Below are 23,308 nucleotides of genomic sequence, written 5' to 3'. Positions count from 1 at the left end.
CGTTACTTCTCGACGTGCTTGCGGGTCACCGACAGAGACTCGACCTCTTCGTGGTCGAGCCGGCCCGCCTCGGCCTCGTTCACCACGGGGGTGCCGTCGGAGGTGAGGAAGGTGCCCAGGAACTTCTTGGTCGCCGCCTCGATCTGCTCGGCCGCCTCGCCGGTCAGCACCTTGCCGCCCTCGATCGCCTTGAACGCGTCGGCGGCGCTGCGGTGCAGATCCTCGAGCAGTTCGGCGTTGAAGCGGCGGATGTCGGCTACCGGGATCGAGTCGAACAGGCCACGGTCGACCAGGTAGATCGAGATGATCTGGTCCTCGACCGGCACCGGCGAGTACTGGTCCTGCTTGAGCAGCTCGACCCAGCGGGCGCCGCGCTCGAGCTGAGCCAGCGAGGCCGCGTCCAGGTCGGAGGCGAAGGCGGAGAACGCCTCCAGCTCGCGGTACTGCGCCAGCTCGAGGCGCAGCGAACCGGCCACCTTCTTCATGCCCTTGGTCTGGGCGGCGCCACCGACGCGGGAGACCGAGGTGCCGACGTTGATCGCCGGGCGGACGCCCTTGTTGAACAGGTCGGACTCGAGGAACACCTGGCCGTCGGTGATGGAGATGACGTTGGTGGGGATGAACGCCGAGATGTCGTTGGCCTTGGTCTCGATGATCGGCAGACCGGTCATCGAGCCCGCGCCCAGCTCGTCGGACAGCTTCGCGCAGCGCTCCAGCAGCCGGGAGTGCAGGTAGAAGACGTCACCGGGGTAGGCCTCGCGGCCCGGCGGGCGACGCAGCAGCAGCGAGATGGCGCGGTAGGCCTCGGCCTGCTTGGTCAGGTCGTCGAACACGATGAGCACGTGCTTGCCCTGGTACATCCAGTGCTGGCCGATGGCCGAACCGGTGTAGGGGGCCAGCCACTTGAAGCCGGCGGAGTCGGACGCCGGGGCGGCGACGATGGTGGTGTACTCCAGCGCGCCGTGCTGCTCCAGCGCGGCCTTCACGCCCGCGATGGTGGAGCCCTTCTGGCCGATGGCGACGTAGATGCAGCGCACCTGCTTGGTCGGGTCGCCGGTCTCCCAGTTGGCCTTCTGGTTCAGGATCGCGTCGATGCAGACCGCGGTCTTGCCGGTCTTGCGGTCGCCGATGATCAGCTGACGCTGGCCACGGCCGATGGCGGTCAGCGCGTCGATCGCGGTGATGCCGGTGGCCAGCGGCTCCTCGACCGGCTGGCGCTCCAGCACGGTCGCGGCCTGCAGCTCGAGCACGCGCTGTTCCTCGGACTCGATCTCGCCGAGGCCGTCGATCGGCTGGCCCAGCGGGTTCACCACGCGGCCGAGGAACTTGTCGCCGACCGGAACCGAGAGCACGTCACCGGTCCGGCGGACCTCCTGGCCCTCCTCGATCTCGGCGAACTCGCCGAGGATGACCGCACCGATCTCACGGTCCTCGAGGTTCAGCGCGACGCCGAGCACACCGCCCGGGAACTCGAGCAGTTCGTTGGCCATCGCCGAAGGCAGGCCGCTGACGTGCGCGATGCCGTCACTGGTGTCGGTGACCACACCGACTTCTTCGATGGAGGTCTCGGGGGTGTAGCTCTGGGTGTAGCTCTCGATCGCGCTACGGATCTCGTCGGAGGAGATCGTCAGCTCCGCCATGTTCTTCCTGCTCTCGCTGTCTGGGTCTGGGATGTCGGGGGTGGTGGAAGCGCGCTAGGTGAGGGCCCGGCGCAGCTTCTCCAGTCGGCCGAGTGCGCTGCCGTCGATCACGTCGTCACCGACGCGCACCACGACTCCGCTCAGCAGACTCGGGTCGACCTGGATGTGCACCGTGGTCGCCTTGCCGTAGATGCGCTGCAGCGAGGCGGCCAGGCGGTCGCGCTGCTGCTCGCTGAGCCCGATCGCGGCGCGCACATGCGCGACGATCTGATCGCGACGTGCCGCCGCGAGGTCGGCCAGCTCGTCGAAGGCGGCGCTGATGCCCGACCGCTGCCTGGTCACCACCTGCTCCGCCAGGGTCAGGGTGATGGGCTCCGTCCTACCGGCGAGCAGCCGGTTGATCAGCTCGCCCTTGGCCGAGGCCTGCTGCGCCCGATCCGACAGTGCCTGCTCCAACTCGGGGTTGTCGCTGATGATCCGGCCGAGCCGGAACAGCTCGTCCTCCACCGCTTCGAGCCGGCCACGCTGGGCCGCCGACTCCAGCAACGCCTCCTGGCCGAGCAGCACCAAGGTGTCCACCAGGTCGGAGGTGCGCGACCAGTCCTGGGCCACCGCGGTGGTCAGCACCGCCAGCGTGGCAGCGCTGACCTTGCCGCCGAAGACCCGCTCGCAGAGTTCCGCGCGCACGGAACCCGGCACCGACACGTCCGCGAGCGCCACACGCAGCGAACGCTGGTCGTCCAGCACGGCGACAACGGCGAACAGTTCCGAGCCCGTCGTGGCCGCAGCACTCTCGCTTCCGGTCAGAGCGGCCCGAAGCGCCTCCCGAGACCGGGCACTGGCCTCGCGGCTCGCTGCGTACATGCTTCTCACTTTCGCGTCGTTACCTTCCGACCCCGATGCCTGCGTCCGACTGGTCGAGCTCGTCGAGGAACCGGTCGATCGAGGCGGCCTGCTTGGCCTCGTCCGACACCGACTGCCCGATGATCTTCTCGGCCAGGTCGACGGCCGTGCGGCCGACTTCGTGGCGCAGCTCCGTCAGGATCTGCTGGCGCTGGGCTTCCAGCTGGGTGTGGCCCGCCGCGATGATGCGATCGGCTTCGGCCTGGGCCTCCGAGCGCATCTGCGCGAGGATCTCCTGGCCCTGGGTACGCGCGTCCTCCCGGATGCGCGCGGCCTCCAACCGGGCTTCGGCCAGCTGCTGCTGGTACTGCTGCAGGGTGAGCTGAGCTTCTTCCTGCGCGGCTTCCGCGCGAGCGATGCCGCCTTCGATCTTGTCCGAGCGCTCGTCGAGCGTCTTCATCAGGCGCGGGACCACGTACTTGTAGAACAGGGCCGCGATGATGACGACGCAGACGATCGACCAGACAATGTCGTACGTTTCGGGGACGAGGGGATTCACATCCTCTCCCTTCGCCGCCGCGAGCAAAACTGACTCGTACATCGGAATCAGAAAATGAAGCCGGCGACGAGACCGATGAGGGCAAGGGCCTCGGTGAACGCGATACCGAGGAACATGTTGGTGCGGATGGTGCCCTGCAGCTCGGGCTGACGCGCGATGCCCTCGATCGCCTTACCGACGACGATGCCGACGCCGATACCGGGGCCGATCGCGGCGAGACCGTAGCCGACGGCGCCCAGGCCCTTGAAGGTGCTCTCGTTGGTGGCGGCTTCCTGGGCCAGGTAAGCGAGGCTCATGAGTCTTCCATTCCCTTTCTGTTGCTCACCCGCCGGTCGGCGTGGTGTAGCAGATTTCCGGTAGTTGTGTCGGTCGGGTCAGTGGTCGGCCGCGTGCTGGGCGAGTCCGATGTACACGGCGGTCAGCAGCGCGAACACGTAGGCCTGCAGGAAGATGACCAGCAGCTCGAAGAGTGTGAATCCGAGTCCCGCGAGCAGCGAGAACGGCGAGAACACCTTCATCCACGCGGTGGCGTCGAACAGGAAGAACCAGGTCGCGCTGAAGAACAGCACCAGCATGATGTGGCCGGCCAGCATGTTCGCCATGAGTCGGACGGTCAGCGTGAACGGGCGCAGGACGAAGGTCGAGACGAACTCGATCGGAATCAGCAGCACGTGCAGTGCGGCGGGAACGTTCGGAACGACGATGCTGCTACGCATGTAGTTGAGGAATCCGTACTTCCTGATACCGACGTAGTTGAAGGCGACGTACGCGATGACGGCCAGCACCAGCGGCATGCCGATTCGGGCGTTCGACGAGATGTTCAACCCCGGAATGACGCCGGAGAAGTTCAGAAAGAGGACCGTGAAGAAGATCGTCGCGATCAGCGGGAAGAACTTCCGTCCCGTTTCCTTGCCGAGGACCTCGTCACAGATCTGTTCTTTGACGAAGACCAGGCCGATTTCGGCGACATTCTGCAGGCCGCGCGGAACGAGCCGGGGCGAGCGGAATGCCAGCACCATCACAACCGCCAGAACAGCCGTCATCAGAATGCGGATCAGCATCAATCGATCGAGTTCGAACGGCGTTCCCTCGAACAGCACAGCTGGAGGGAAGAAGTCGGTAAGCGACGGCGCGTGGAACTCGGCCGCCAGAGTGGTGACGCTCAGCGTTCTCTCCCGTGTTCGGGCCGCAGGTACGGTCATTCCCGCGGTTCGATCGGACATTGACGATCAATTTGGGTCGACTCAGGTCGGCTCGAAGTTCGTCAGCAGCTGTGCGGTGGTTCGAAATCCACCAGGCGTCTGTACGTGTGTCGGCGACATTCGTCGACATGCAGAACCGGAACACACCTCGGAGCCCGGCACGGCAGTAAGCATAGCGGCCCATGCAGGGAATCTCGGCGGTGACCCCTCGCTGATCCCCGACTTGGTCGCTTGCTTACCAACACTTTACCAAGTCATCTACGACAGCGTGTAGGGGGTAGGGGTTTTTCGTTACTCGCGGGTACCGGGAGTGGGTTCCGAGTCGGTGGTCGTCACATACGGAACCTTCTGGCGGACAACACCGTAGGTCTCCGCGCCGAGCACGATGACCAGGGCTCCGACCACGGTGAGGAACAGCACGCCCCGGTCGTAGAACTCGAATCGGTGCAGGCTGCCGACGACGATCAGCGCCACCAGGACCTTGCCGACCCAGCTGACCAGCATGACCAGGCCAGCGGTACTCGGCGGCAGTTTCGCGCCGAACAGCACGACCGCAGCGGTGGTGAGGATGAAGCCGCCGCCGATCGCGGCGCCGAGTACCGCACCCCACACGCCGGCGACACCCGAGACGGCGGCGCCCAGCGCGACCGACCCGATCACCAGCACCCCCAAGCCGATCAGTCCATAGCGCAGCGCGGATCGCAGCGGCGCGTCGGGGCCTGGGACCGGTCGGGGTGTGAAGCTCACGACGTCACCTCGCCGGCGCTCGGGGCCGTCGTGCGCGGCCCGCGCTGTGTTGATGGTTCGCTCGCAAGCTCGCTCACAGTCGCCGACTTTACCCGGACGCCGATCCGTCGCCCGCCGGATCCCCACGCCGCAACCCCGGAATAGCGGTGATCACCAACGCGAAAACCAGCCCGCCCGCCATCAGCAACACGACCAGCGTGCGATCCATCAGCGAGGTGCCGACCGCGCCGAAGGCGAGCACACCGACCCACAAATAGATCAACAACACCACCCGCCGATGCGAATGGCCGATCTGCAGCAAGCGATGATGCAGGTGCATTTTGTCCGGCGTCGAGAAACTCACGCCCGCGCGAACCCGGCGCACAATGGCGAGCAACAGGTCCAGCACGGGAATGAACATCACCGCGCCGACCAGCAACAACGGAGAAAGCAGACCGACGATGTCGCGCGGGCCGTATCCCTGCAGCGGGATTCGCCCCGAGGCGCCGGTCGAGACCGCGGCCAGCATCAATCCGATCAGCATCGAGCCGGAGTCGCCCATGAATATGCGCGCGGGCTGGAAATTGTGCGGCAGGAATCCCAGGCAGCCACCCGCGAGCGCGGCGGCCAGCAGCGCGGGCGGGTAGGTGTCGACCGAGCCGCCCTGCTCGTTCATCAATCCGAGGCAGAACACGAAAACCGCCAGTGCCGCGATCAGTCCCAGACCCGCCGCGAGGCCGTCCAGACCGTCGACGAAGTTCATGGCGTTGACCAGGGTGACGGTGACCGCGACCGTCACCAGCCCGCCCTGCAATCCGTCCAGCACCACCGTGGTGTTGCTGAATGGGTTGTAGATCACATACCAGCCCAGACCCATGGCGGCCATGACGCCCGCCGCGGTCACCTGGCCGGCGAACTTCGTGAGCGCGTCCAGTCCCCAGCGATCGTCGACGATGCCGACCAGCACGATGATCGTGGCGGCCACCAGCACGGCGATCGGGATGTTGGGTTTGTAGTCGAAGCCGCTGCGCAGCGCGGGCAGCTGGTGAGCGAACAGCACCGCGGCGACCACACCGATGTACATGCCGACGCCGCCCATCCGCGGAATCGGCTTGACGTGCACATCCCGGTCACGCGGCACGGCCACCGCGCCGAAGCCGATCGCCAGCACCCGTACGCCGCCGGTGGCCAGGAACGTCACCACCGCGGAGATGAGCAGCACGACGAGCAGCTCCCGGAGCGGGACGACGGCGCTCGAACCCATCATCCGAGCTGCGCGGCGCCGCTGAGCGCTTCCGGCGACATGCCGAGCACCTCGGCGATGTCGGCGACGGGCACCGCGCCCGCGCGCAAGATCCGCGGTTGATCAGCGGTCAGGTCGACGATGGTGGAGGCGACCGCGTGGTCGGCCGGGCCACCGTCGAGATACACGCCGACCAGGTCGCCGAGCTGATCGCGGGCCTCGGCGGCGGTCTTCGCCGGCGGCTGCCCGGACACGTTGGCGCTGGACACCGCCAGCGGACCGACCTCGCGCAACAGTTCGAGCGCGACCGGGTGCAGCGGCATCCGCAGCATCACCGTCCCGCGCGTGTCGCCGAGATCCCAGGCGAGCGAAGGAGCTTGCTGCACAACGAGACTCAGACCGCCGGGCCAGAACGCCCGGATCAACTCGCGCGCCTGCGGGCGCACCGAGAACACCAGGCCGTCGATGGTGTGCCAGGAACCGACGAGCACCGGCACCGGCATGTCCCGGCCGCGGCGCTTGGCCGCGAGCAGCGAGCTCACCGCGGCCGAATCGAACGCGTCAGCGCCCAGCCCGTACAGGGTGTCGGTGGGCAGCACGACCAGGCGTCCGGATTTCAGGGCGCTGGTGGCCGCGGACAGTCCGGCAGCGCGCGAGTCGGGATCCGCGCAGTCGTAGACGGTACTCACGGCAACCATCCTGGCATGCTGGGCCGCCTCTCCGAGAACTCAGGCCGTACTAGTGGGGTGAAACCACAGTCGCGTTCAGGTCTTGCGCCGGGTGCCGGGCGAGTTCTGGGCGTGCCCGGCGAGTTACCCATGTCCTCGCGAAATCAGCCGGCCGGCAGGCGAAATCAGTGGGTTGGTCGTCATCGGGCGATCGCGGCCGCCACATCGACGACCTGCTCCACCGACGCGACCCCGGCACCTACGACCTGGCGTCCTACCGCATCGGCATCGCCGACCGAACCCGAAACCAGCACGTCCTACTCCTCACCGCCGTCCGACAGCCCTACTCCGGGCCGCTGCGGTGCATCCGGTCCGGATCGGATAGTCCTGGATACCGGTCCGAAGACTCCCTCACGTGTGGGTGGCGGCGACAAAGCGGGGTTTACCTGCCAGGTCGGGGTGTTCGACGACATCGGTGAAGGCGCCGGTGGCGGTGAGGAGAGCGGCTACGCCGGAGCCGTTGGTGTCGTCGTGCTCGATGGCGGTGGCGCCGCCGGGGCGCAGAAGCCGGGTGATGTTCGGAATCATGCCGCGGATGACCGACAATCCGTCGGGCCCGCCGAACAGGGCGATGGACGGGTCGTGGTCGGCCACCTCCGGGTCGAGACGGGCGCCTTCCGGGATGTAGGGCGGGTTGGAGACGACGATGTCCACCCGGCCGTTCAAGTCGGGGAGCAGATCGGGATCGGTCGCGTCGTCGGCGTAGAGGGTGATCGGGGTATCGCCCGCGGCTATGCGGTCGTCGGCGTTGCGCCGCGCCCACACCAGTGCGGCGGGATCGAGTTCGACAGCGTGTACCTCGGCGTCGGGGCGCGCGTGCGCGACGGCCAGCGCGAGCGCTCCCGACCCGGTGCACAGGTCGACGACGATCGGCGCGTGATCGTGCGGCACCGCTTCCAGCTGCGCCAGCGCCCAGGCGAAAAGCAACTCGGTCTCCGGGCGCGGCACGAACACACCGGGACCGACCGCGAGGTCGAGCGCGCCCATCGCGGCCGTTCCGGTCAAGTGCTGCACCGGGATTCGCTCCGCGCGGCGGTCGACCAGTGCGCGGAATTCGGCCAGCTTGGCCGGCGGGACGAGCGGGGTCAGCGCCAGTCTCGTCCGTTCCACGCCGAGCACATGCGCCGCCAGGTGCTCGGCGTCGGCCCGCGGGCTGTGCACCCCGGCGTCGCGTAGCGTCTCGATGGCCTCGTTGATGACGGGGCGCAGCGCTACTCGGGTCGTCGACATGACACCGACTCTGCCCGAATCATGATCATTCCGCGGCCATCCGCGCTTCGCGATCCGCCTTACCGAGGGCGTCCAGCAGCGCGTCGAGGTCCCCGTCCAGCACGGCGTCGAGGTTATGCGCCTTGAAGCCGATCCGATGGTCGGTGATCCGGTTCTCCGGGAAGTTGTAGGTGCGGATGCGCTCGGAGCGGTCCACCGTGCGGATCTGGCTGGCGCGGCCCGCGGCCGCTTCCTGATCGGCCTGTTCTTCCGCGAGTGCCTGCAAGCGCGCCGCGAGCACCTGCATGGCGCGCGCCTTGTTCTGCAACTGGGATCGCTCGTTCTGGCAGGTGACGACGATGCCGGAGGGCAGATGCGTGATGCGGACCGCGGAATCGGTGGTGTTGACGCCTTGGCCGCCCTTGCCGGAGGAGCGGTACACGTCGATGCGCAGATCGGACTCATCGATCTGCACCTCTTCGAGCTCGTCGGGCTCCGGGTAGATCAGCACGCCGGCCGCCGAGGTGTGGATGCGGCCCTGCGATTCGGTCACCGGGACGCGCTGCACCCGGTGCACACCGCCCTCGAACTTGAAGCGCGACCAGACACCGTCGCGCGCCGCGTCGCGGCTCTTGATCGACAGCGTCGCCTCTTTGTATCCGCCCAGGTCGGACAGGGCGGCGTCGAGGATCTCGACCTTCCAGCCGTGGCGCTCGGCATACCGCACATACATGCGGGCCAGGTCGGCGGCGAACAGCGCGGACTCCTCGCCGCCTTCGCCGGACTTCACCTCGAGCACGACATCGTCGCCGTCGTGCGGGTCGCGGGGGGCCAGCAGGTCGGCGAGGGCCTGTTCCAGTTCCTCGACCTGGCGTTCCAGATCCGGCACCTCCGCAGCGAACGCGGAGTCGTCGGCGGCGAGCTCCTGAGCGGCGGACAAGTCGCCGCGGGCCGTCTCCAGCTTGCGATAGGTGGCCATGACCGGGGCCAGCTCGGCGAACCGCTTGCCGACCCGGCGCGCGGCGCCCGCATCGTTGTGCAGCGACGGATCGGCCAGCTGCGTCTCCAAGCCGGCGTACTCGGCCAGAATGTCGTCGATGGCGGACGGTTGCGTCACAGTGCTTCCCTCTCCTGGTAGCTGTCCATACAAAACACCGACGCCCGGCCTGCGCAGCAGGACCGGGCGTCGGCGGGAAAGCTACTTGGCGTCGGCCTTCTTGCCTGCACGCTTGCCGTAGCGAGCCTCGAAGCGGGCCACGCGGCCACCGGTGTCGAGGATCTTCTGCTTGCCGGTGTAGAACGGGTGGCACTGCGAGCAGACCTCGACGGTGATGTGTCCCGACTCCTTGGTGCTGCGAGTCTGGAAGGTGTTGCCACAACCACAGACGACCGTGGTGTCGACATACGTCGGGTGAATTCCTGCCTTCATGGATGTCCTCTCGATTGTGGTCGCCGGGTCGCCCGCGCGTGCGAAGCGTGAACCGGAACCGACTAGGCGGGAGCTCTGCTCACCTGAGCAGACGCAACGACCGTTCAGTATGCCAGAACTGCCGTTACGCTCCCAAAACGCCCCCGGCGAGCGGTTTGTTCCCCGCCCGAGGTGCGCCCCGCGCTGGAAGTCCGGCACGCGAATCCGCGCCACCTTCGGGACCCTGAAGTCGGGTAGTCCGCTACTCACGAATATGAACGAATTCGTTCATAGCATGGCAGACCTGGTGCACATCGGCGTGCCGAGACAGGAAGGAGACTCCGTGAACATCCGAATCGCGGCCGCGATTTTCGTTCTGCTGACTCTCTCGGTCGCCATCGGTGTATCCGCGCTCCCCCGGACCCCGAACTATCCCGCGCCGAAGAACGCCGGGTACGTCCACACCTCGGAATCCGCCGCCCCTGATGCGGACGTCGGGCCCTGCGCGCTGATCCTCGCCGTCCTGATCGGTGGCGCGGCGACGATCGGCCTCGTCTTCTTCGCTCCTCGGACGCCGAAAGGGTCCCGCTGCAGCGGGACCCTTTCGGCCGTTGCCATAAGTCCGCGTACGCGGACCGGCCTATTCGTCGAGCGCGCCAGGCGCGGTCTTGCTCACCTGCATCAAGAACTCGAGGTTGTTCTTGGATTTCTTCAGACGGTCGATCAGCAGATCGATCGCCTGGTGCGAGTCCAGGCCGGACAGCACGCGGCGCAGTTTGTGCAGTACCGCCGCCTCGTCGGGGCTGAGCAGTAGCTCATCCTTGCGGGTACCGGACGGGTTGACGTCCACCGCGGGGAACACCCGCCGCTCCGCGATCTTGCGGTCCAGCTTGAGCTCGGCGTTACCGGTGCCCTTGAACTCCTCGAAGATCACCGTGTCACCGGTCGAACCGGTCTCCACCATGGCGGTGGCGATGATCGTCAGCGAGCCGCCGTTCTCGATGTTGCGGGCCGCGCCGAGGAACCGCTTGGGCGGGTACAGCGCGGTGGAATCCACACCACCGGAGAGGATGCGGCCGGATGCGGGCGAGGAGTTGTTGTACGCGCGCCCGAGCCGGGTGATCGAGTCGAGCAGCACGACGACGTCCTTACCCATCTCCACCAGGCGCTTGGCGCGCTCGATGGCGAGTTCGGCGACCGAGGTGTGGTCTGACGGCGGACGATCGAAGGTCGAGGCGATGACCTCGCCCTTCACCGAACGCTGCATGTCGGTGACCTCTTCCGGACGCTCGTCGACCAGCACCACCATGAGGTAGCACTCGGGGTTGTTGGTCGCGATCGCGTTCGCGATGTCCTGCAGGATCGTGGTCTTACCGGCCTTCGGCGGCGACACGATCAGGGCGCGCTGCCCCTTGCCGATCGGCATGATCAGGTCGATCACGCGGGTGGTCAGCTTGTTCGGCTGGGTTTCCAGCCGCAGGCGCTGGTTCGGGTACAGCGGGGTGAGCTTGCCGAACTCGGGACGGCGCTTGGCCGCCTCGACGTCGCCGCCGTTGACCGTGTCCAGCCGCACCAGCGGGTCGAACTTCTGGCGCTGGTTGGACTGTTCGCCGTCGCGGGGGGCGCGCACCGCGCCGGTGATCGCGTCACCGCGGCGCAGGCCGTTCTTGCGGACCAGGTTCATCGACACGTAGACGTCGTTCGGTCCGGCCAGGTAGCCCGAGGTCCGGACGAAGGCGTAGTTGTCCAGCACGTCGAGGATGCCCGCGACCGGCTGGAGGACGTCGTCCTCGCGGATCTCCGGCTCACGCGACTCGCCGGCGCTGCCATCGCGGTCGCGCCCACGACGACGCTCCCGGAAGCGACGCCCGCGTCGCCCGCGACCGCCCTCTTCATCGTCGCCGCCGCGGCCGCCCGCACTGCCGTTCTGGCTCTGCTGGCCGCGCTCGCCCTGGCCGCGCTCGCCCTGGCCACGCTCGCCCTGGCCACGCTCGCCCTGAACACGCTCGCCCTGGCCGCGCTCGCTCTGCCGCTCGCCCTGGCCACGGTCGCGACGACGCTCGCCGCCCTGCTCGGCGTCCTGCTTCGGCTCCTCGGTCCGCGTCTCGGCCTGCGCGGTCTCGGTGGCGGATCGCGCCTGGTCACGGCCGCGCCGCTGCCGACCGCGGCCACGCTGGCCGCTCTCCCGGCCGGACTCCTCGGTGGTCTCGATGGCCGGGGACGACGCCGACTCGGCGGCGGGCGCGGAATCGGCGGCGGCCGTCTTCGCCGGGGCGGGAGCCTCGCTGGGCGCGGCCGGGGCCGCGGGCGTCACGTCGAGGGTCGCCTGCTCGGCCTTGGCCGGGGCCTGCTGCGCGGGAGCAGCGGTCTTGGCGGGGTTACCGGCCTTCGCGGGGGCGTCGGCCTTGGCGGTTGCCGCGGACTTGGCCTCGCTCTTGGCGGGCTTCTCCACCTTCGCCGCCGCCTTGCCCGCGGCCTGATTTTCCTTGATGGCGGCGATCAGATCGCCCTTGCGCATCCCGGAGGTGCCTCGGATACCGAGCTCCCCCGCGAGCGCACGCAACTGCGGCAACAACATTCCAGTCAGCCCCGATCGTGCGACGTCGGTGTGTTCGCTCATCTTCGAAATCTGTCCGGATTCACTTTCGCGGCTGCCCGTCGGGTTCGATTCCACGCCGGGTGTCGCGAGCAGGTCCGTATCTGTCACGGAAATCCTTTCCTTCCCTCGATCGCCGTGTGCTGTTTCGAGGGTTCGTCCCGCAGCCCGGGCATTCTGCCGGACTGGGATGCGTCCGTCCGGGCGCTGTGTGCCGTATCACCTGCCCCGCCGGACCGGCGGCTTCTCCACCATTGAAGAAAGGTGGGGAGAGATCATTCCAGTTGCGCAGCTACGCAGCACCCCCATGGCCTGGAGGCTCGAGCCTGGAGCCTGCTGGAGCGATTGCCCTGATGAAGCACCGGCGTCTGATGCGCACGATGTACGGACCTGCCCAGAATAGCTGCCCATTGCGAATCTCGGCAAGACAGACTCGCCGTCAGTCGACCAGGACGCCTTCGGCGATTCCCGGCTCCACCACACGCAGGCCGTCGGCCGCCGCCAGTTCGCGCAGTTCCGCGGGAAATTCGCTGGTCCCCAGAGCCAGGATGGTGGGCCCCGCCCCCGATACGGTGGCCGCGATCCCCGCCGTGCGCAGGCGGGTGATCCAGGCGGTGGTCAGCGGCAGCGCGGGCGCGCGCTGGGCCTGGTGCAACCGGTCCGCGGTGGCGGGAAGCAGCAGGTCGGGGCGCTGGGTGAGGGCCACCACGGCCAGCGCGGCGCGGCTGACGTTGAACGCCGCGTCGCTGTGTGGCACGACGTCGGGCAGCAGGCCGCGGGTGTGCGCGGTGGACGAGCGCTCCTCCGGGATCAGCACGACCGGGCGCAGTGCCGCGTGCGCCTCCAACCGAACCGCCCGGTAGACGCGACCGTGGTATTCCGTGCCCGGAGCCTCGTCGGCGGGGCGATCGCTCTCGGTCCAGGAGACCACGACCCCGCCGAGCACACTGGCCGCCGCGTTGTCGGGATGCCCCTCGAATTCCGCCGCCAGCTGCACCATTCGGTCGGCGGTCGTGGTCAGCGCCGAGTCCAGCTTCGCGGCGAGAGCGCACCCGGCGGCCAGCCCGCCGACCACCGCCGAGGCCGACGAGCCGAGGCCGCGCGAATGCGGAATCACGTTGCGGCACACCACATCGAGACCGTCGGCCCACACGCCGGCCGACTCCAGGCCGCGCTCGATCGCGCGGACCACGAGATGCGAAGGGCCCCAAGGCACATCGTCGGCGCCCTCACCCTCGACCCGGATGGTCAGCCCGGAATCGGTAGTGCGCACCTGAATTTCGTCGTAGATCCCCAACGCCATACCGAGCGAGTCGAACCCGGGACCGAGGTTCGCGGTGGACGCGGGCACTCGGACGGTCACGGTCAGACCGGCGGGCAGCGTCGCGCTCATGACCTGACTGTCGCGCGAATTCAACTCAGGCCAGCTCTAATTCGGCGGCGACCGCGACCGGGTCGACCGCGATCGGCCGCACCTGCGGCATGCCCGACAGCGCGGTGTCGGGGTCCTTGAGACCGTTGCCGGTCACGGTGCACACCACGGTCAGCCCGGCATCCAGCCAGCCCTCTGCGCGGGCGGCGAGCACACCGGCGACGCCGGCCGCCGACGCGGGCTCGACGAACACTCCTTCGGTGGCCGCGATCAGGCGGTAGGCGTCGAGAATCGCCTCGTCGGTGGCGGCGTGGAACGCGCCACCGGACTGTTCCTTCGCCTCGACGGCGCCGTTCCAGGAGGCGGGTGCGCCGATCCGGATCGCGGTGGCGATGGTCTCGGGATCCTTCACCGGGGCGCCGTTGACCAGCGGGGCGGCGCCCGCGGCCTGCACGCCGAGCATGCGCGGCAGCCCGCCGGTGACGCCGTCGGCGTAGTACTCCCGGTAGCCACGCCAGTACGCGGTGATGTTCCCCGCGTTGCCGACGGGAAGAGCGTGCACGTCGGGAGCCTTGCCGAGCACATCGCAGATCTCGAAGGCCGCCGTCTTCTGGCCCTCGATGCGGGCCGGGTTCACCGAGTTCACCAGGCCGATGCTGGGGAAATCGGCAGTGACCTTGCGGGCGAGTTCCAGGCAGTCGTCGAAGTTGCCCTGCACCTGGATGATCTTCGCGCCGAGCAGCACGGCCTGGGCCAGCTTGCCCATCGCGATCTTGCCCTGCGGGATCAGCACGGCACAGCTCATGCCGGCGCGGGTGGCGTACGCCGCGGCGGATGCCGAGGTGTTGCCGGTGGACGCGCACAGCACCGCTTTCTGGCCGCGGTACTTGGCGTCGGTCATCGCCATCGTCATGCCGCGGTCCTTGAACGAGCCGGTCGGGTTCAGGCCCTCGACCTTCAGGTAGACCTCGCAGCCGGTGATCTCGGACAGGTGCGGCGCGGGCACCAGCGGCGTCGCGCCCTCGAACAGCGTGACCGGCTCCCAGTCGGCCGCGCCCGCGAGCCGGTCGCGGTAGGCCGCGATCAGGCCCGGCCAGCGGGAGTGCACTCCGGCCTGGGGCGCGACACCGGCCGTAGGCCCGCCCGTCTCCCGGCCGCCGCCGCTGATGGAGTCGCTGCGCGACGCTGTGGTCATTCTTCGGTGCCTTCCAATCTCAGAACGCTGGTCACGGATGTGACGGATGCCATGTCCGCCAGTGCGGCCACGGTGTCCGCGAGCGCCGACTCCACGGCGTGGTGGGTCACCACGACCAGGCGCGCACCCGAGCCGTGCCCTTCTTGACGGACGGTCGAGATGCTCACCCCGTGTGTGGCGAATTCGCCCGCCACCGCGGCCAGGACTCCAGGACGGTCCTCGACCTGCAGGTTCACGTGGTAGCGGGTGGGCGTATCGCCGATCGGCGCGATCGGTAGCTCAGCATAAACCGATTCGCCGGGAGCGCGACCACCATAGAACTTGTTCCGTGCCGCCATCACCAGATCGCCGAGTACGGCCGACGCGGTCGGAGCGCCGCCTGCGCCCTGGCCGTAGAACATCAACCGCCCGGCGTTCTCCGCCTCGACGACCACCGCGTTGAACGCGCCGTTCACCGCGGCCAAGGGATGCTTGCGCGGGATGAGCGCCGGGTAGACGCGCACCGAGACGCGCTCTTTGCCGCCGTCCTCCGGTCCCGGCTCGCCGGGGCCCGCGTCCACCCGCTCACAGATGGCCAGCAACTTGACCGTGCAGTCGAGCGCCGAGGCGGTCTCCAGATCCTCGGCCGTGATCCGCGAGATGCCCTCGCGGTAGACGTCGGCGGCGGTGACCCGGGTGTGGAACGCCAGCGAGGCGAGGATCGCGGCCTTCGCCGCGGCGTCGTAACCCTCTACGTCGGCGGTCGGGTCGGCTTCGGCGTAGCCCAGACGGGTGGCCTCGGCGAGTGTCTGCGAGTAGTCGGCACCGGTCTCGTCCATCGCGGAGAGGATGAAGTTGGTGGTGCCGTTGACGATGCCGACGACCCGGTTCACCCGGTCGCCCGCCAGCGACTGGATCAGCGGGCGCACCACGGGGATCGCGCCCGCGACGGCGGCCTCGAAATACAGATCGGCGCGGCTGGTTTCGGCGGCGGCGGCGAGTTCGCCGGTGTAGTCGGCCAGCAGCGCCTTGTTGGCGGTCACCACGGATTTGCCCGCGGTCAGAGCGGCCAGGATCAACCGGCGCGGCGGATCGATACCGCCGATCACCTCGACCACCAGGTCGACGTCGTCGCGGGCGACCAGTGCGTCCGCGTCGGTGGTCAGCATGTCCGCGGGGATGCCGCGGTCGGTGCCGAGGCTGCGTACGGCCACTCCGCGTAGCACCACCGGCGCGCCGACGCGGGAACGCAGGTCCTCGGCGTGCTCACGCAGGATGCGCACGACCTCGGTACCCACATTGCCCATGCCGAGGACCGCCACCCCGATCGGGCGATCGATCCCCCACACGCCGTTCTTCGCGTTGGCCGTCACGCTTCCACCTCCAAGCTGAGCAGGTCCGCGACCGTTTCCCGGCGCAGAATCAGGCGTGGCTGTCCGTCCCGCACCGCGACGACCGCGGGACGGGTCAACTGGTTGTACCGGCTGGACATCGAGTAGCAGTACGCGCCGGTGGCGGCGACGGCGATCAGGTCGCCGGGGCCGACGTCGGCAGGCATCCAGGTGTCCCGGATGACGATATCGCCGCTCTCGCAATGCTTTCCGACGACACGCGCGACCACCGGCCCGGCCTGCGAGGACCGCGACACCAGGCGGCAGTCGTAGTCGGCCTGGTACAGCGCGGGCCGGATGTTGTCGCTCATACCACCGTCGACGCTCACATAGCGGCGGCGCAGACCGGCGTCGAGCGCGACATCCTTGATGGTGCCGACCTCGTAGAGCGTCACCGTGCCCGGCCCAGCGATGGCGCGGCCCGGCTCCACCGCGATCGTCGGCGTGGGCAGGCCCGCGCGTCCGGCTTCGGCGGCGACCAGTTCACGCAGGTTCGCCGCGAACCGGTCCAGTGGCGGCGGGTCGTCCGACGGCAGATACGAAATGCCGAGTCCGCCACCGAGATCCAGCGTCGCGATCTGCGCGGTGCGCTCGATGCCGAACTTGTCGATGGCCTCGCGGAGCAGGCCGAGCATGCGCCGGGCGGCGATCTCGAAGCCGTCGATCTCGAAGATCTGCGAGCCGATGTGACTGTGCAGGCCGACCAGGCGCAAGTTGTCGGCGTCGAAGACGCGCGCGAGCGCCTCCATCGCGTCACCGCCCGCGATCGAGAAGCCGAATTTCTGGTCCTCGTGCGCGGTCGAAATGTATTCGTGGGTATGAGCTTCCACGCCGACGGTGACCCGGACCAGCACATCCTGCACCACGCCCGCGCGGGCGGCCACGGCTTCCAGCCGCTCGATCTCGATGAGCGAGTCGACCACGACGTGGCCGACGCCCGCCGACACCGCGGCTTCCAGTTCCTCGACGGATTTGTTGTTGCCGTGCAACGCGATTCGCTCGGCGGGGAAGCCCGCGTGCAACGCGACGGCGAGTTCGCCGCCGGAGCAGACGTCCAGCGAGAGGCCCTCGTCCCGGATCCAGCGGGCGACCTCGCCGCACAGGAACGCTTTGGACGCGTAGTGGACCCGCGCGTTCGCCCCGAACGCGCGGACCATGTCGCGGCAGCGGGATCGGAAGTCGTCCTCGTCGACCACGAACAGCGGGGTGCCGTACCGCTCGGCCAGCTCGTACACCGGCACGCCCGCCAAGTGCACCACGCCCGCGTCGTCGCGGGTGGCGTTGCGCGGCCAGACGTTCGCGGGCAGGTCGATCATCCGCTTCGGATCGCCGGGACGCTCCGGGAGGTTCGGCGCGTGCGGAATCTCGGCATGCCGGGGACCGGCGGGATGCGCGCTCATACCTGCTCCTCCGTGCGCTCGCTCACTTTCGCTTCCTTCCTCACTCTGGTCGGCCGGCCGGTCACATGCGCTCCGGCGCGCTGACGCCGAGCAGGCCCAGGCCGTTGGCCAAGACCTGGCGCGTGGCGTTGACCAGAGCGAGCCTGGCCGCGTTGGTCGGCGAGACGGGGTCGTCGCCGAGCGGCAGGACGCGCAGGTTCTTGTTGGTTTGGAATCGGTGGTAGGCGCCGGCCAGTTCCTCCAGGTAGCGGGCCACCCGGTGCGGTTCGCGCAGGCTCGCCGCGCTCGCCACCACGCGCGGGTATTCGCCGAGGGTGCGGATCAGTTCGCCTTCCTCCTCGGCCGACAGCAGCGTGAGGTCGGCGGCGACGGAATCGTAGTCGAACTCGGCGGCGTTGCGGGCGATGGACGCGGTCCGCGCGTGCGCGTACTGCACGTAATAGACCGGGTTCTCGTTGCTCTGGCTGGCCCACAGGTTCAGATCGATGTCGATGCTCGAGTTCACCGACGAACGCACCAGCGAGTACCGCGCCGCGTCCACGCCGATCGCCTCGACCAGATCGTCGAGCGTGACCACGGTGCCCGCGCGCTTGCTCATCTTCACCGCGACGCCGTCGCGCAGCAGGTTCACCATCTGCCCGATCAGCACCTCGACGGTCGCCGGGTCGTCGCCGAACGCGGCCGCGGCGGCCTTCAGCCTGCCGATGTAACCGTGGTGGTCGGCGCCGAGCATATAGATGCACAGGTCGAAGCCGCGGGCGCGCTTGTCCTGGAAGTAGGCGATGTCACCCGCGATGTAGGCGGCCTTGCCGTCGCTCTTGATGACCACCCGGTCCTGGTCGTCACCGTATTCCGAGCTGGCGATCCACCAGGCGCCGTCCTTCTCGTACAGGTCGCCGGAGTTCTTCAGCCGCTCCACCGCCTGCTCGACCGCGCCCGAGGCGAACAGCGAGCTCTCGTTGAAATAGACGTCGAAATCGGTGCCGAACTCGTGCAGCGACTCCTTGATGTGCGCGAACATCAGCTCGACGCCTTCGGCCCGGAACAGCTCGAGGCGCTCGGCCTCCGGCTTGCTCAGTACGTCGGGGTGAGCGGCGACGATCTTGTCGGCGATCTCGCCGATGTAGGCGCCCGCGTACCCGTTCTCCGGGGTCGGCGCACCGGTGGCGGCCGCGGCCAGCGAAGCGGCGAACCGGTCGATCTGCGCACCGTGGTCGTTGAAGTAGTACTCGCGCACCACATCCGCGCCCTGCGCGACCAGGATGCGGCCCAGCGCGTCGCCGACCGAAGCCCATCGGGTGCCGCCCAAGTGCACGGGACCGGTCGGGTTGGCCGAGACGAACTCGAGGTTGATCCGGGTGCCCTTCAGCGGCTCCGCGGTGCCGTACGCGGCACCCGCGGCGAGCACCCGCTCGATGATCGCGCCTTGCGCGGAGGCCGCGAGGCGGATGTTCAGGAATCCGGGTCCGGCGACCTCGGCGGCCGCGACGCCGTCGGCGGCGGTCAGCGCGTCGGCCAGCCAGGTGGCCAGATCACGCGGCTTGGTTCCGGCGCGCTTGGCCACCTGCATCGCGACATTCGTGGCATAGTCGCCGTGTTCGGGGTTGCGGGGACGTTCCACGGTGACCTCGTCGGGCAGGACCGCGGGGTCCAGTCCACGTTCGACAAGCACCTTCGCCGCGGTCGAGCGAAGGAGATCTGCAAGGTCAGCTGGAGTCACGAGTCTCTATCCTATGGTCTTGGCGGGTGTACACCTCGGGTGGGCACTGCGCAGCCAGCGGATCCATCCACGTCGAAAGAGCACACTGAGCGATGCCCAGCAGTCCCAGCGCCAAATCGGCCAAGGCCGCCCAGGCCGCGGCGAAGTTGTCGGGTCCCCGCAAGCGGGGCGGACAAGGACAGCTTCCGAAGAAGAATCGCCAGGTCCCCTGGCCTGCCATCGGCGCGGCCGTAGCAATCATCGCATTGATCGGCGCGCTGGCTTACAACCTGGTCCCCAAGTACCTGGAAAAGGCCGACCTGGACAAGTACACGCCGAGCGCACAGCACGAGGATCCGTCCGACGGGATCGCGGGCGTGGTGAAGAAGGATTACCCCGCCGGGTTGCACATCACCTCGAACCGGCGCGTGGCCTACGACCAGTCCCCGCCGTTCGGCGGCCCGCACGACCAGTCCTGGGCGACCTGCACCGGCGTGGTCTACAACAAGCCGATCCGGGTGGAGAACGCGGTGCACTCGCTCGAGCACGGCGCGGTGTGGATCACCTACAACCCGGACAAGGTGAACGCCGACGGCATCGCGACGCTGAAGGCGAAGGTCGAGGGCAAGCCGTACACGATGATGTCGCCCTACCCCGGCCTCGACACCGCCGTCTCCGTGCAGTCCTGGGGGCACCAACTGAAGCTGGACAGCCCCGACGACAAGCGCGTCGGCCAGTTCATCACCGCGCTGCGCCTGAACAACTACACCTACCCCGAGGTCGGCGCGGACTGCTCGACCATCGCCTTCGACACCGACAACCCGCCGCCGTTCGATCCCACGCCGCCCGGACCCGACGCGGTGCCGATGGACGGCAAGGGCTTGCAGCAGGATCAGACCGAACTCGGCGGCATGCCCGGGGGTCTGCCCGGTGTGCCCGGCGTGCCCGGTCTTCCCGGGCTGCCCGGCATGCCCGGTCTGCCCGGTGCTCCGGTGCCGGCGCAGCCTGCTCCCGCGCAGCCCGCTCCTGGCGCGGGGCAGTAGTGGCCGACGATCGAGAAGCACCCGCCGGATCCGACAGCGAAACATTCACCGGGTCCGGCACGGGCGCAACACCCGCTGGCGATCACGGAACCACCGCATCCGAACGCGAAGCGTCTGGCGTATCCGACGATCGAGAAGCATCCGGCGTCGGCGGACAATTCCGCCGCCAGCGCACCGCGCTGCTGACCCTCGGCATCATCGGCGCCATCCTGATCGGCTTCGCGATCGGCGTGCTGGCCCGGATTCCGCTGAACGGTTCGACCGAGCCGGATCCGGGCCCGGTCGACGTCGGTTTCAGCCAGGACATGTCGGCGCACCACGCCCAAGCCGTCGAAATGGCAGGTGTGCTGCTGGTGCGTTCCACCGACACCGAGGTACGCCGCCTGGCCTATGACATCCTCACCACCCAGCAGAGCCAGATCGGGCGCATGCAGGGCTGGTTGCAGTTGTGGGGCGAACCCGCGCAGAGCGTCGACGGGTTCATGGCCTGGATGACCGAGCCGATGAGCGGCCACGACCATTCCGGGGCCGACATGCCCCGCACCGGCCCGGTGTCCAGCATGCCCGGCATGGCCACCCCCGCCGAACTCGCCGCGCTGCGTCAGGCCGTCGGCCCCACCCTGGACACCATGTTCTTGCAGCTCATGCTGCGCCACCACCGGGGCGGGCTGTCGATGATCGACTACGCCGCCCAGCACGCCGACACCACGGCGGTGCGCACCCTCGCCGAGACCATGGCCACCACTCAGCGCGGCGAGTCCGACCTGATGACCACCATGCTCACCGCCCGGGGCGCCACCCCCCTCCCGTGATCCGAAACCCCGGGGCCGTCCGCCCTTTTTGGCGGACGGCCGCCGATACGATAGGCTGACCCAGCCCGATCGGACCGCCATCCCGGCGCCGACCGAGTCCTATCCCGCCCTCGTAGCTCAGGGGATAGAGCGTCTGCCTCCGGAGCAGAAGGCCGCAGGTTCGAATCCTGCCGAGGGCACCCGCGACAAAGGCCCCTGACCAGCACGCACGCTGGCAGGGGCCTTTCTCGTGACCTTAGCCCGCCTCGATGACACGACCTCGCCGAGAGTCATGGGCGTAGATCCTCTCCGCGACATCGGCTTCGACGCGCCCGGGCAGTGATGACGCGAGCGGGACCTTGCGCAGGCGCATCGTCCAGCCGCAGGTGTGACGAGCATCATGCACTCGGATGTGCCGGAACACCGGCCTTTCTTGACGGCTTTAACCTACCGACGGGCCCGCGTGTCCGATTGATATGGCACGCCGTCCTCGTTGCACGCGACGGGTTGGACATCGGGCTCCTGCTCGCCGCGGATCCCCACACCGATGGATGGTTCACAGCCGAGCCGGGCTTGCTCTACCGGAAATGGACGAGCGTATGACCACCCATCCGACCCACATCGACCCGACCGAACGCACAGACGAATGCGTCTCATCGAGGAACAGGCGGACACTGTGCACCGCACGGCATCATTCGACCTCACGGCCATGGTTGATCGACCAAGCTGAGCTTGACTACCGGTATGAACAGTCAACTAAACTCGAGTCATCACGCGAGTGATGCCGAAGCTGGGAGCGACGCGGCAACGCCGCCCCCGGCAGGTGGGTTCAGCTAGCCCGCCATACTCGGCGGACCAGGATGAGCGGCCCGGCGATCACGGCAGCAACCGCAAAGATGATGTCGTAATCGACCGGAGCCTTGCTTTACTCCGGCGATGTTTCGCTATCCCACCTCCTTCCTGGGCGCGGTGTGGACCAAGTCCACCGCCCCTCGGCTGGAGGTGCCTCCAATTTGCAGGACCGCAACGACTGAAACCGTTGCACTCCAACACATTCGACACACCCGACCAGACCGGGAAGTGAGCGCAGCGGACCACGGGGCTCACTCGCATTGACACGATCGGCACGACGCGAGCCGTACCCGACCTACCTCCCGCAGCCGATCATGAAACGGCTGGCCACTACCCCGGTCAACTTGCTGTGGGCCCGAGTGCGACCGTCACGGACACTGTCCTTCCATCCGCGCCGATAGCTCCGATTTCGCTCCTGGAGAACACATCCCGGCTGAGTTCCCGCCTTCTCATGGCCGATGATCTGACTTCCGTCCGGGTGAGTAAAGGGCGCTTCGCGTCGCTGCATGATGCATACGGCACCCTGCCCAACCCTCGCTCAGCACAGGACGGCCAGTATGGGGAAGCGAGGGGAGTAGGTGACGGATAGATCGCCTATCCGCGGGGAGACTCGAGCTCTGTTGCCTGCTGAGCGGTCGTCATGACATTCAGCGTCGCGGAGTTCTCCGACGCGATAGCCGCCTCGACTCGTTCGACCAACTGCCGGAAGGCGGCACCGTCACCGAGACCTTCGTAAGAACCTGTCCGCGTTTGAAAGTACACCTTTTCATGCCCGAGTAGCTGCTCAGTTGATCGATAGTTCTTCCATTGCTCTCGATACCGAAAAACGCTCTCTAGAGCGACTGACCCGGCGACGAGCAGACTGATCACTGTGACCGTCGGGGCCGCCCACACGTACGGCAGGTTAACCAGCGCCGGGACTAGGACACCTCCACCCACAGCAACCACGCGCATTCGTAGATGGAGTGCCTTCGTCTTAACCGACTTCCCGTCGTACCACTGTTGGTACTGCTCCAGCCGTCCGCTGATGTAACCCTCTGCGGTTGTCAGCGGCAACCCGGTGCTAGCAGACTCGCTCGGGCCCGCATCGTCGGTTGATTGCACGATGATCATTATTCTCAGGACTGGCCAGGCCGTCCACAGGATGTCACCGGAGTGTCACAAGTGCCGCAGACACACCCAAACGCCAGCAGAAGACGCGACCTCATCACGGAGCATTTCAGGTTGGCCGTGACGGTCGGTCGAACTGGCCGTCGGCCACGCCTGCGGTGAAGGTGTCCCATCGCCGGGAGCAAAGAACAGTGCCGGGCCCGTCGGGTTCTTCGAGTCGCGGACGCCGACCATGCCACCGGCCAAGTGGGCAACCGCCATGCAGTCGGGGGGGGGGGGGGGGGGGGGGGGGGGGGGGGGGGGGGGGGGGGGGGGGGGGGGG

Annotated in this window: 21 protein-coding genes and 1 tRNA gene; 3 read left to right on the top strand and 19 right to left on the bottom strand. The window is 68.1% G+C overall.

Going from position 1 to position 23,308, the window contains the following annotated elements; all coding sequences use genetic code 11:
* Nucleotides 1-2: 2 nt before the first annotated feature.
* From atpA to argS, 17 genes are all read right to left on the bottom strand, one after another.
* Nucleotides 3-1,640: a F0F1 ATP synthase subunit alpha gene (atpA, locus tag ACT89H_RS28760; protein ID WP_445111802.1), complete on the bottom strand. Its 1,638-nt coding sequence runs from the start codon at nt 1,638-1,640 to the stop codon at nt 3-5.
* Between the two features lie 54 nt (nt 1,641-1,694).
* Entirely contained in the window at nt 1,695-2,504 is an 810-nt protein-coding gene (locus ACT89H_RS28755) for a F0F1 ATP synthase subunit delta (RefSeq protein ID WP_445111801.1), read from the bottom strand.
* A 19-nt stretch (nt 2,505-2,523) separates the two neighbouring features.
* The gene (locus tag ACT89H_RS28750) at nt 2,524-3,084 is read right to left on the bottom strand and encodes a F0F1 ATP synthase subunit B (RefSeq protein WP_445111800.1); all 561 of its coding nucleotides are present in this window, start codon (nt 3,082-3,084) and stop codon (nt 2,524-2,526) included.
* Nucleotides 3,085-3,089: 5 nt separating this feature from the next.
* Nucleotides 3,090-3,338: an ATP synthase F0 subunit C gene (locus ACT89H_RS28745; protein ID WP_039796339.1), complete on the bottom strand. Its 249-nt coding sequence runs from the start codon at nt 3,336-3,338 to the stop codon at nt 3,090-3,092.
* A 78-nt stretch (nt 3,339-3,416) separates the two neighbouring features.
* Complete coding sequence (atpB, locus tag ACT89H_RS28740; RefSeq protein WP_498049542.1) at nt 3,417-4,244, bottom strand: F0F1 ATP synthase subunit A; 828 nt, start codon at nt 4,242-4,244, stop codon at nt 3,417-3,419.
* Nucleotides 4,245-4,535: 291 nt separating this feature from the next.
* On the bottom strand, nt 4,536-4,991 hold the full coding sequence (locus ACT89H_RS28735) for a Cg1360 family ATP-synthase-associated protein (RefSeq protein WP_445111798.1): 456 nt from the start codon (nt 4,989-4,991) through the stop codon (nt 4,536-4,538).
* Nucleotides 4,992-5,079: 88 nt separating this feature from the next.
* A complete protein-coding gene (locus ACT89H_RS28730; protein ID WP_445111797.1) occupies nt 5,080-6,237 on the bottom strand; it encodes a glycosyltransferase family 4 protein in 1,158 nt (385 codons plus the stop codon).
* Nucleotides 6,234-6,902 (bottom strand): L-threonylcarbamoyladenylate synthase, encoded by a 669-nt coding sequence (locus ACT89H_RS28725; RefSeq protein WP_445111811.1) that lies wholly within the window; start codon nt 6,900-6,902, stop codon nt 6,234-6,236. The genes ACT89H_RS28730 and ACT89H_RS28725 overlap by 4 nt, the downstream gene beginning before the upstream one ends.
* Before the next feature lie 390 nt (nt 6,903-7,292).
* Complete coding sequence (prmC, locus tag ACT89H_RS28720; RefSeq protein WP_445111796.1) at nt 7,293-8,171, bottom strand: peptide chain release factor N(5)-glutamine methyltransferase; 879 nt, start codon at nt 8,169-8,171, stop codon at nt 7,293-7,295.
* A gap of 25 nt (nt 8,172-8,196) precedes the next feature.
* Nucleotides 8,197-9,267, bottom strand: coding sequence for a peptide chain release factor 1 (gene prfA, locus ACT89H_RS28715; RefSeq protein WP_445111795.1), 1,071 nt, complete (start codon nt 9,265-9,267; stop codon nt 8,197-8,199).
* Nucleotides 9,268-9,348: 81 nt separating this feature from the next.
* Entirely contained in the window at nt 9,349-9,579 is a 231-nt protein-coding gene (gene rpmE / locus ACT89H_RS28710; RefSeq protein WP_039796334.1) for a 50S ribosomal protein L31, read from the bottom strand.
* A 619-nt stretch (nt 9,580-10,198) separates the two neighbouring features.
* Nucleotides 10,199-12,265 carry a transcription termination factor Rho gene (gene rho, locus ACT89H_RS28705; RefSeq protein ID WP_445111794.1) on the bottom strand — a complete coding sequence of 689 codons (2,067 nt, stop codon included), beginning with the start codon at nt 12,263-12,265 and terminating at the stop codon, nt 10,199-10,201.
* Nucleotides 12,266-12,593: 328 nt separating this feature from the next.
* The gene (gene thrB / locus ACT89H_RS28700) at nt 12,594-13,547 is read right to left on the bottom strand and encodes a homoserine kinase (RefSeq protein ID WP_445111793.1); all 954 of its coding nucleotides are present in this window, start codon (nt 13,545-13,547) and stop codon (nt 12,594-12,596) included.
* Between the two features lie 25 nt (nt 13,548-13,572).
* Complete coding sequence (thrC, locus tag ACT89H_RS28695; RefSeq protein WP_445111810.1) at nt 13,573-14,634, bottom strand: threonine synthase; 1,062 nt, start codon at nt 14,632-14,634, stop codon at nt 13,573-13,575.
* Nucleotides 14,635-14,717: 83 nt separating this feature from the next.
* The gene (locus ACT89H_RS28690) at nt 14,718-16,073 is read right to left on the bottom strand and encodes a homoserine dehydrogenase (protein ID WP_445111792.1); all 1,356 of its coding nucleotides are present in this window, start codon (nt 16,071-16,073) and stop codon (nt 14,718-14,720) included.
* Complete coding sequence (gene lysA / locus ACT89H_RS28685) at nt 16,070-17,491, bottom strand: diaminopimelate decarboxylase (protein ID WP_445111791.1); 1,422 nt, start codon at nt 17,489-17,491, stop codon at nt 16,070-16,072. Before lysA ends, ACT89H_RS28690 begins: the two co-directional genes overlap by 4 nt.
* Before the next feature lie 61 nt (nt 17,492-17,552).
* On the bottom strand, nt 17,553-19,211 hold the full coding sequence (argS, locus tag ACT89H_RS28680; protein WP_445111790.1) for an arginine--tRNA ligase: 1,659 nt from the start codon (nt 19,209-19,211) through the stop codon (nt 17,553-17,555).
* Between the two features lie 92 nt (nt 19,212-19,303).
* Here argS and ACT89H_RS28675 point away from each other — a divergent pair, with 92 nt between their 5' ends.
* The 3 genes from ACT89H_RS28675 to ACT89H_RS28665 all read left to right on the top strand — a co-directional run bounded on the left by ACT89H_RS28675 (nt 19,304) and on the right by ACT89H_RS28665 (nt 21,224).
* The gene (locus tag ACT89H_RS28675) at nt 19,304-20,233 is read left to right on the top strand and encodes a thioredoxin-like domain-containing protein (protein WP_445111789.1); all 930 of its coding nucleotides are present in this window, start codon (nt 19,304-19,306) and stop codon (nt 20,231-20,233) included.
* A gap of 179 nt (nt 20,234-20,412) precedes the next feature.
* Complete coding sequence (locus ACT89H_RS28670; RefSeq protein WP_445111809.1) at nt 20,413-21,045, top strand: DUF305 domain-containing protein; 633 nt, start codon at nt 20,413-20,415, stop codon at nt 21,043-21,045.
* A 106-nt stretch (nt 21,046-21,151) separates the two neighbouring features.
* Nucleotides 21,152-21,224 (top strand) — tRNA-Arg (locus tag ACT89H_RS28665).
* A gap of 1,246 nt (nt 21,225-22,470) precedes the next feature.
* Here the strand turns inward: ACT89H_RS28665 and ACT89H_RS28660 are convergent.
* A complete protein-coding gene (locus ACT89H_RS28660) occupies nt 22,471-22,980 on the bottom strand; it encodes a DUF4231 domain-containing protein (RefSeq protein ID WP_445111788.1) in 510 nt (169 codons plus the stop codon).
* A 54-nt stretch (nt 22,981-23,034) separates the two neighbouring features.
* The gene (locus tag ACT89H_RS28655) at nt 23,035-23,220 is read right to left on the bottom strand and encodes a DUF397 domain-containing protein (RefSeq protein WP_445111808.1); all 186 of its coding nucleotides are present in this window, start codon (nt 23,218-23,220) and stop codon (nt 23,035-23,037) included.
* Between the last annotated feature and the right edge of the window lie 88 nt (nt 23,221-23,308).

Source organism: Nocardia aegles (assembly GCF_052545135.1).
This window is presented reverse-complemented; position numbering and strand designations above follow the sequence as displayed.